This window comes from Actinomycetospora chlora (assembly GCF_039542135.1).
Taxonomy (GTDB): Bacteria; Actinomycetota; Actinomycetes; order Mycobacteriales; family Pseudonocardiaceae; genus Actinomycetospora; species Actinomycetospora chlora.
Genome location: NZ_BAABHO010000065.1, coordinates 20,781 through 29,405 on the forward strand (window position 1 = coordinate 20,781; position 8,625 = coordinate 29,405).

The 8,625-nt window shown below is 73.9% G+C and carries 8 protein-coding genes; 3 read left to right on the forward strand and 5 right to left on the reverse strand.

Going from position 1 to position 8,625, the window contains the following annotated elements:
- Positions 1-58 precede the first annotated feature (58 nt).
- The 3 genes from asnB to ABD994_RS27415 all read right to left on the reverse strand — a co-directional run bounded on the left by asnB (position 59) and on the right by ABD994_RS27415 (position 2,713).
- Positions 59-1,615: an asparagine synthase (glutamine-hydrolyzing) gene (gene asnB, locus ABD994_RS27405; RefSeq protein ID WP_345423396.1), complete on the reverse strand. Its 1,557-nt coding sequence runs from the start codon at positions 1,613-1,615 to the stop codon at positions 59-61.
- A 148-nt stretch (positions 1,616-1,763) separates the two neighbouring features.
- The gene (locus ABD994_RS27410) at positions 1,764-2,378 is read right to left on the reverse strand and encodes an NUDIX hydrolase (RefSeq protein ID WP_345423399.1); all 615 of its coding nucleotides are present in this window, start codon (positions 2,376-2,378) and stop codon (positions 1,764-1,766) included.
- Positions 2,375-2,713 (reverse strand): DUF3024 domain-containing protein, encoded by a 339-nt coding sequence (locus ABD994_RS27415; RefSeq protein ID WP_345423402.1) that lies wholly within the window; start codon positions 2,711-2,713, stop codon positions 2,375-2,377. The genes ABD994_RS27410 and ABD994_RS27415 overlap by 4 nt, the downstream gene beginning before the upstream one ends.
- Positions 2,714-2,836: 123 nt before the next feature.
- Between ABD994_RS27415 and ABD994_RS27420 the strand changes: the two genes are divergently transcribed.
- Genes ABD994_RS27420 through ABD994_RS27430 form a run of 3 tightly spaced genes read left to right on the forward strand, consistent with a single transcriptional unit; the run spans position 2,837 to position 4,788 of the window.
- On the forward strand, positions 2,837-3,337 hold the full coding sequence (locus tag ABD994_RS27420) for a hypothetical protein (RefSeq protein WP_345423405.1): 501 nt from the start codon (positions 2,837-2,839) through the stop codon (positions 3,335-3,337).
- Between the two features lie 17 nt (positions 3,338-3,354).
- Complete coding sequence (locus ABD994_RS27425) at positions 3,355-3,927, forward strand: peroxidase-related enzyme (protein WP_345423407.1); 573 nt, start codon at positions 3,355-3,357, stop codon at positions 3,925-3,927.
- A 9-nt stretch (positions 3,928-3,936) separates the two neighbouring features.
- Positions 3,937-4,788: an NAD(P)-dependent oxidoreductase gene (locus tag ABD994_RS27430; RefSeq protein ID WP_345423410.1), complete on the forward strand. Its 852-nt coding sequence runs from the start codon at positions 3,937-3,939 to the stop codon at positions 4,786-4,788.
- Between the two features lie 52 nt (positions 4,789-4,840).
- Here ABD994_RS27430 and ABD994_RS27435 read toward each other — a convergent pair whose 3' ends face one another.
- Together ABD994_RS27435 and glxA are read right to left on the reverse strand one after the other, a co-directional pair.
- Complete coding sequence (locus tag ABD994_RS27435; RefSeq protein WP_345423413.1) at positions 4,841-5,881, reverse strand: glycoside hydrolase family 6 protein; 1,041 nt, start codon at positions 5,879-5,881, stop codon at positions 4,841-4,843.
- A 218-nt stretch (positions 5,882-6,099) separates the two neighbouring features.
- A complete protein-coding gene (glxA, locus tag ABD994_RS27440; RefSeq protein WP_345423416.1) occupies positions 6,100-8,058 on the reverse strand; it encodes a radical copper oxidase GlxA in 1,959 nt (652 codons plus the stop codon).
- Positions 8,059-8,625: the final 567 nt, after the last annotated feature.

The window sequence follows — 8,625 nt, forward strand, 5'->3', positions numbered from 1 at the left end:
GGCGGATTCCCGGGTGGTCCGTCCCTCAACCACCCGGGCCCCGCCGTGACGTGACCGGTCAGGCCGTCGCGAAGGCGCCCAGCGTGCGGTCGGGCCGGACGCCGGAGAACGTGCGGTGCCACGTGCGGTAGTACGCGACCTCCTCGTCGCTGCGCAGCGCCCACCCGTGCTCGACCGTGGGGGGCTCGGCGTCCTGCGCGCCCTCCTTCTCCTTCTCCTTCTCGACGAGCTTCGAGAGCACGTCCTTGGCGCCGGAGCCGTCGCCGAACTGCTCCTTGCCGCGCCAGATGATGTCGTGCGGCACCATCCCGTCGAACGCCTCGCGCAGGAGCTGCTTCTCGGTGCGCTCCTCCGACATCAGCTTCCACTCCGCCGGGATCGCGAGCATCTCGCGCATCACCGTGGCGTCGAGGAACGGCACCCGGGCCTCGAGGCCGTAGTTCATCGTGGTGCGGTCGCAGCGCTGCAGGTTCAGCTCGTGCAGCATCTCGATCGAGCGGACGAGCTCGGCCTGCAGGGCGTCCGGGGTCGAGAACTCCTCGGCGTGCACGTACTCGTAGCCGGCGAACAGCTCGTCGGCGCCCTCACCGGTGAGCACCACCTTCACGTGCTTGACCGCCTCGCGGGCCAGCAGCAGGTTCGGCACCGCGGAGCGCACCAGCGCCGGGTCGAAGTGCTCGATGACGGTGACGGCCTCGTCGAGCGCGGACTCGAGGTCGTCGGGGGTCGGCACGATCTCGTGGTGGTCGGTGCCCAGGAACTCGGCGACGGCGCGGGCGGCCAGGAGGTCCCCGGAGCCCTCGGTGCCGACGGCGAAGGTCGGCAGGCGCTCGCCGCGCTCCTCGGCCACCTTGGCGGCCACGGCGGCGACGATCGCGGAGTCGAGCCCGCCGGAGAGGAAGACGCCGACGGGCACGTCGCTCATCATGTGGCGGCGCACGGAGTCGGAGAGCACGTCGCGGATGTGGCCGAGGTCCTCCTCGGTCCACTGCTTGTCGGGGGCATTGCGCGCCGGGCGCACCTCCACCGGCACCGCGTCGGCGAAGCGGACCACGGCGCCCTGGGCGGTGTCGTCGCCGGCGATGCCCGGCGTCCAGACGTGCCCGGGCGGGAAGGCCTCGACCAGCGGCTGGTCCTCGGGGTCGAACGCGCGCAGCTCGCTGGCGAACAGCACGACGCCCTCGAGGCGGGCCCAGTAGAGCGGCTTGATGCCGATCGGGTCGCGGGCCACCGCGCCGCGCCCGTCGGTGTGCGCCATGGCGAGGGCGAACATGCCGCGCAGGTCGTGCAGGGCGGCCGACCCGTCGCGCAGGACGAGGCGGAAGGCCGACTCGGTGTCCGAGTCGGTGGCGAAGCGGACCTCGGAGAGGACGTCACGGATGTCCTCGTGGTTGTAGATCTCGCCGTTGCCCACGACGTAGGCCGAGTCGGTGTCGTCCGCGATCGGCTGCTTGCCGCCGGTCACGTCCATGATCGAGAGCCGCTGGTGGCCGAGCCACGCGTGGTCGAGGTGCACCCGCCCCGTGTCGTCCGGGCCTCGGTGGTGGATGCGGGCGAGCATCCGCTCGCACTTCTCGGGGTCGATGTCTCCGTACGCCGCGACGATTCCGCACACGGTGCGTCCACATCCTCAGTTGTCTCGAGCGGACCGCGGCGCACATCGTTGAGCCGCAGAGCACAGTCCAGACAACCACTCGTCGCCCACAGCCGCACCAAACCGTCGCCTGCGTCACGGCGCTTGACCGATCCGCGACGGTGTGTGCTCAGCGCCAGGCGAACACCGGCTGTTCGAGTCCGTCGACCCGCGTGCTGCGGCCGTGCAGCGCCACCTCGCGGAACTGCAGGAGCACCGCGGCGGTCGGCGCGTGGATCCGGTGACCCAGCAGCGGCAGCTGCACCACCGGCCGCGGCGACTCCTCGATCGTCAGGTACCGCGGCTCGACGTCGAGCTCGTCGAGGGTGACGTGGTAGAGCCGGGCGACCTCGTCCGGGGACGGCGTCAGGTCCGCGACGGCACCGGCCGCGGTCATGACGACCGGGGTGATGACGAACCCGGAGCGGGTCGGGTAGTCGTCGAGCAGCCCGAGGACCGCGGCCTGCGGCAGCCGCAGGCCCAGCTCCTCGTCGAGCTCCCGGCGCGCGGCGGTGACGACGTCCTCGCCCGGGTCGACCGACCCGCCGGGCAGCGCGAACTGGCCGGGGTGGTCACGCAGCCGCGACGTCCGGCGCGTGAGCAGCACCCCGGGGCCGCGCTGCGGGTCGTCGAGGACGACGACGGCCACGGCGGCCGCCCGGAGGTCAGGGCGGTCGGCGACGACACGGTCGTCCCGGTCGTGGGCGGTGACCCGCGCGACGATGTCCTCGTGGGTCGCCGTCATCCCCAGAAGATGCCGGTCGGGTCGGCGTCGACGATGTCGAGCAGGGGTGCCGGCGAGCTGGCCTTCGACTCGTCGGGGTAGCGGTGCCACCGCCCGCTCGAGTCCGGCCACAGCAGGATCCAGCGCTCCTCGTCGGGCACCAGGCGCAGCTGCGCGATCGGCTCGGTGGTCCACCCCGTGCCGAGCTCGGGGAACACCGGTGCGCGGCGCGCCGAGAGCGTGATCCGCCCGGCGCGCTCGGTGTAGGAGATGCGGACCTGGTCGCGCTGCCCATCCGGGACGCGGCGGGCGCACCACTGCCGCACCATCGCGCGGTGCTCCTCGGGGACCTCCACGGCACTCACTGTGACACGCGCGGCCCCGCCGTCGGGAGTGCCCCGCACCACCCGGTCCGGGGGTACCGGCGACGGCCTGCCAGCATGCGGCGGCGAGGACGGGCGACGAGAGGGGCCGCAGGGGTGGGCGCTGGAGCGGGGGCGGGCCGGATCGCCCGCGGTGCGGTCGGCCTGGTCGCCGGCGTCGGGCTCGCGCTGGGCGTGGCCGCCTGCGGCGGTGGCGGGCCCGGGTCCGCGACGGTGCCGGCGGCGTCGAGCGCGCCCGCGACGAGCGCCGCCCCGGACCCGTCGGTGCAGCGCTACTGCGACACGGTCACCCGCGTGCAGGGCGAGCAGTCGGCGCCGGGCGCCGGCCAGGGCGGTATTCCGCTGTCGTCGGACGCCGCCCGCCGCCAGGTGGCCGACCTCGTCGCCACCGCGCCGCCCGAGATCGCCGGGGAGTGGCGCACGGTGCAGACGCTCACCGACCAGGCGCTCGCGTCCCTCGCCGCCACCGGCGGCGACCCCTCGCGCATCGACCGCGCCGAGCTCGAGCGCCTCCAGCGCGAGGCCCAGCCCGCGGTAACCCGCATCCAGGAGGTCACCCAGCAGCGCTGCGGCATCACATTCCGCCCGCCCGGCTGAGTATTACCGTCCCCCGGGTGAGCATCAGCCGCTTCCCCGTCGTCGAGCTCGACGACCTGCCCGACGACCTCCGCGAGCGCGTCGGTGCCATCGCCGAGCGCTCCGGCTTCGTCCCCAACATCTTCCGGGCCCTCGGGCACCGCCCGGCCGAGCTGCGGGCGTTCCTCGACTACCACGACGCGCTGATGGAGCGGGAGTCGCCGCTGTCGAAGGCCGAGCGCGAGCTGGTGATCGTCGCGACGTCCGGGGCGAACCACTGCACCTACTGCGTGGTGGCCCACGGCGCGATCCTGCGCATCCGCAGCAAGGAGCCCGAGCTGGCCGACCACGTCGGCATCCACCCCTACGGCGCGGAGCTCGACCCCCGCCGGCGCGCGATCGTCGACCTCGCGCTGTCCCTGGCCCTCGACTCCGCCTCCCTCTCCGAGGACGACCTCGACGCCGCGCGCGACGCCGGCCTGTCCGAGGAGGAGATCTGGGACATCGGGGCCATCACCGCGCTCTTCGCCATGTCCAACCGCCTGGCCCACCTCACGGCGCTCAAGCCCAACCCCGAGTTCTTCGGCATGGGTCGCCAGCCCCGGGGGTAGGCCGCGGACATGACGTCCGTAGCAGTCCTCGGCACCGGGATCATGGGCGCGGGCATGGCCCGCAGCCTGCTCCGCGAGGGTCACCGGGTGACGGTGTGGAACCGCAGCACGGAGAAGGCGAAGCCCCTCGCCGACGACGGCGCGCGGGTGGCCGACGAGGCGGCCGACGCCGTCGCCGACGCCGACGTCGTCATCACCATGCTGTTCGACGCCGACGCGGTGGCGCAGACGATGGAGCCGGTGCTCCCGCGGTTCCGCGACGGCGCCGTGTGGGTGCAGGCCAGCACCGTCGGCATCGAGGGCACCGACCGCCTCGCCGCGATGGCCCGCGACGCCGGCGTCGACTTCCTCGACGCGCCGATGCTCGGCACCAAGGCGCCGGCCGAGAACGGCCAGCTCGTCGTCCTCGCGTCCGGGCCGTCGTCGCTGCGCGAGAAGGTGCAGCCGGTGTTCGACGCGATCGGCACCCGCACCCAGTGGGTCAGCGACACCGTCGGCGACGGGAGCCGCCTCAAGCTCGCCGTCAACGCCTGGATCGGCGTGATGGTCAACGGCATCGCGCAGTCGGTCGCGCTCGCGCGCGGGCTGGGGATCGACCCGCAGCAGTTCCTCGACGCCGTCGACGGCGGCGCGGTCAACGCCCCCTACGTGCAGCTCAAGGGCAAGGCCATGATCGACGGCGACTACACGCCGTCGTTCGAGCTCGACGGCGTCATCAAGGACACCGACCTGATCCACGCGGCCCTGCGCGAGGCCGGGGTCGACGGCACCCTGGCCACGGCCGTCCGCGACCGCCTCGGCGTCGCCTCCGACGGCGGCCACGGCGAGAAGGACATGGCCGCGGTGGTCCACGCCTACTGACCCCTTCGTGAGCAGTTGCGGCCCGTATAGGGGCCGCAACTGCTCACATGGGTTAGGCGCCGGGGGTGTTGTTCGCCAGCTCCAGGGCGTACTGGGGCCAGAAGTCGCCGGCCGCCGGGGCGCCGCGGCAGTCGCCGTCGGAGTCGCCCGGCTCCTTGACCCACAGGAACGCCGCGACCCGCGGCGAGCCCGTGTCGCGGGTGGGCGGGGTGCCCAGGGCGCGGCCCGGCGGGTTGCACCACGTCGGCTGGTCCGGTCCGTCGTAGCTACCGTTGCCGTTGCGGCTGGTGTCGATGACGAAGCGGGCGCCGTTCAGCTGGCTCGACACCTGGTTGCCGTACGCCTCGACGGCGCGGGTGTCCATGAAGTTCGAGACGTTGAGCGCGAAGCCCGCCGCCTGCGCCACGCCGGACTTGCGCAGCCCGTCGGCGAGCTGGCCGACGTTGGTGACGAAGCCGGGGTTGCCGGCGTCGATGTAGACCTCGCCGCCGGCGCCGGACAGCGTGCGCACGGCCTCGGAGAGCAGCTCCTCGCGGCCCTCCTGGCGGCTCTCGCCCTCGCAGTTGGTCAGCGTCTGGGGCAGCGCGTCGGGCTCGAGCACGACGACCGCGCGGGCCCCGCCCATGCCGCGGGCGAAGTTGCCGAGCCACTCGCGGTAGGCGTCCTCGTTCTCCGCGCCGCCGCTGGAGTACTGGCCGCAGTCGCGGTTCGGGATGTTGTAGGCGGTGAGCACCGGAGTGCGGCCGGCGGCGCGGGCCTGCGACACCACGCCCGCGACCTCGCCCTCGACACCGCCGACCTCGCCGGTCGGCCAGATCGCCACCGGCTGGCGCGCGATCTTCTCCAGCGCGCTCGCGTCGTCGGCGCGGCCCTCGGAGCGCCACTGCTCGACCTGGCGCGCCGCCGACGACGACGGGTCGACCCAGAACTCCGACGCCGCCGGGGCGACCGCCGGTCCGCCGCCGGTCTGGCCGCCCTCGGAGCCGCCGCCCGAGCACGCCGAGAGCCCGAGAGCGGCGATCGCGGCCAGGGCACCCGCCACGAGCCGTGTCCTCGTCAGCCGTCCGGTCCCGCGGTGGGTGTCCTGCGTCATCGGTCCCGTCCTGCTCGGCTGTCTCGTGCGGTCGCTCGTGCGGCCATCTCGCGTGCCCTCCCCGGGCCGGTGGTCCGTGCGGTCCCAGGCTCTCAGGCGGCCCCGTGGCGGCGGTGTGGGGGGAGGAACCGCCCGTCGCCGGCGATCGTCCGTTCGGCGGACACTCGTCCCCCGCGTCACTCCCGACCGACCGGCGACGCCCCCGGGTGCGACGCGGGTCACGCCGCGCTGGCCGGACCCGGGTCCGGCACCTCGACCCAGCGCCCCACCGACGGGACGCCGCGGTCGTCGACGAGGAAGAGCATGTAGCGCCCCGGCAGGGCGATCGTGCGGTCCTCCGGCATCGTCAGCGAGACCGCGCCGTCCCGCTTCGTGATGTCGAGGGCGATCGAGCGCTGCCCGGTGTCGGTGACGTGCGTCGACGCCATCGGGGCGAGCAGCCGTGCGCTCGTGATGCGCGCCGCGTCGGGGGTGGCGACGTCCACGGTGCGCCCGAGCGCCATCGTCGGCGGCGCGTCGGCGACCGCGGGCTGCGGCCCCCGGAACAGGTAGGGCGGCGTGTAGATCTCGATCCGCTGCTCGAACGTGCCGGGGATCGTGCCCGCGGCGTCGTTGAACAGCGGGTCCGAGCCCACCGTCATGACGCGGCCGTCGGGCAGCAGCAGGCCCGCCGAGTGGTAGTTCCGCCCGACCTGCGGGTCGGCGGCGTAGTCCAGGGTGTTGGTCTGCGGCCGGTAGATGCGGGCGTTGTGGTTGTTGCTGTCGCCCTTGCCGCGGTAGTCCCGCGAGCCGTTGCTGATCAGCAGCGAGTCGTCGGGCAGCGTCGTCAGGTTCGGGTACCGGGTGCCCTCGGGCAGCGCCGGGCCCGGCTGCCAGGTCGGGTTCGGTGAGTCCAGGTCGATGGTATCGATCCGTCCGGTGGAGCGCGGGCTCTCGCCGACGCCACCGCCGCCGACCACGGCGACCCGCTGGTCCTGCACCGGTCCGACCCAGGCCGAGCCCGCGGTCTCGAGCAGGTCGGGGTCGCGGATGCCGGGCACCGGGGTCAGCAGGTTGGTGCGCAGGTTCCAGAACCCGGGCACGCGACCCTGCTCGGCCGGCCCGTAGCCGGCGTTCGCCCCCGAGTAGAAGAGCACGTCCTCCCGGGCGGTCTGGAACAGCGCCGGGTAGGTCGGGAAGTACTGCGTGAGGTCCTTGCGCTCGGTCCAGCGGCGCGTCGCGGGGTCGTAGACCTCGTTCTGCCCGTTGAGGATCTCCCCGGTGCCGTCGAGCCCGGAGACCGAGATGACCGTGCCGTCGGCGAGGCCCGTCAGCGTGGGGTACCAGCGCTTGAAGGTCATGTCGCCCACGCGCTCGTAGGCCTCGGTGAAGGGGTTGAACTCGTAGCTCTGCTCGATGCCCTGGTAGTCCTGCTTCTCGAGGGTCATCGCCTGACCCAGGGCGTAGAGGTTGCGCGCCTCCGCCGGCGCCACGCCGTTGATCGAGTACTGCTTCGGCCCGACCGCGATGTACTGCGGCCCGACGTCGACGGCCTCGGCGAACACCAGCGTCTCGCTGGCCGTCACGGTCGCACCGCGCCGGGTGGCGAGCTTCGCCGCGGGCTGCACGGTGAACGGGTGGGTCGCGCGGTAGACGAGGCCCTCGGGCGAGCGGAACTCCGTGCCCGCCGGGAAGGTGCGCGGCGCGGCGTCCGGGTCCTCGTTCTTGACCGTGAGCCCGCCGGCGGCGTGGGTGACGGCGCCGTCGAGGCGCTCGTAGCGCTGCGTGCCGCCGGCGATGAGCAGGTTGCCGTTGCCGAGGAACGCGTGGCCGGCGCAGAACATGTCGTCCGGGGTGGGGATCACGCGGCTGCGACCGGTGGCCGGGTCGTACACGAGGCTCTTGAAGGTCCCCGCGTTGAACATGTCCTCCTTGTTGCCGGAGCCGGCGATGAGGAGGATGCGCCCGGTCGGCAGCACCGCGGCGTGGATCGCGTTGACCTTCTGGTCGTCGGGGAGCTCCACGACGTCCCACTTGCCGAAGCGCTCCTTGTACTCCTGGCTGTTGATCAGCCGCTGGTGCCGGAGCTCGGAGATCCAGGACCACGCCGGCGGGACGTTCACGCCGAGCATGACCGCGGGGACGATGACGAGGAGCAGGAACCGCTTGACCCGCCTGGTCAGTCCCTGCTCGATCAACTCGCCTCCGTTCGACGCCCTTCCGGTTCCGGCGGCACCCCGTTGCGGGGGTGCTGCCCGGCAGGTCCGGCCACCGCGGCCAGCGCCACCACGCGCACCGCGACGGTCGGTGCGTTCACCGAGACAGGTTCGGGCGCGTGCGTCCCACCGTCTCGTCCGTCGCGCGACTTTGCCGTTTCGTTACTGATGCTAGACGAACCCGAGACCGGGCTCACCGCCCGTGCCTCCTCGGCGCCCAGCTCGGCCGCACCGGGGAGCACCGTCGGCCGCTCGGGCCGCGCGTCGGGCCGGGGACCGGGTCGCGGCGCGGGCGACGGACGGGCGTCGGGACGGGCCTCGGGGACGGGACGCGGCGACGGCGACGGCCGCCCACCCTCGACAGGACGACCCGGCTGGCCCTGCTGTCCCGGCTGGCCCGGCTGCTGACCGCCGTGCTCCGCGGCGGCCGGACGCTCGCCGGGACGCGCGGGGAACGGGGTCGCCCCCGGACGGGGAGTGGGCGCCGGGCGCGGGCCCGGCGACGGGCGCGAGCCCGGACGCGCGGGCGCCGGCGGCGCCGCGGCCGGA

Bases quoted from the DNA above. Each gene is read 5' to 3' on its own strand.
- ABD994_RS27410 (WP_345423399.1), bottom strand. From the start codon at position 2,378: ATGACGGCGACCCACGAGGACATCGTCGCGCGGGTCACCGCCCACGAC.
- ABD994_RS27430 (WP_345423410.1), top strand. From the start codon at position 3,937: ATGACGTCCGTAGCAGTCCTCGGCACCGGGATCATGGGCGCGGGCATG.
- ABD994_RS27435 (WP_345423413.1), bottom strand. From the start codon at position 5,881: ATGACGCAGGACACCCACCGCGGGACCGGACGGCTGACGAGGACACGG.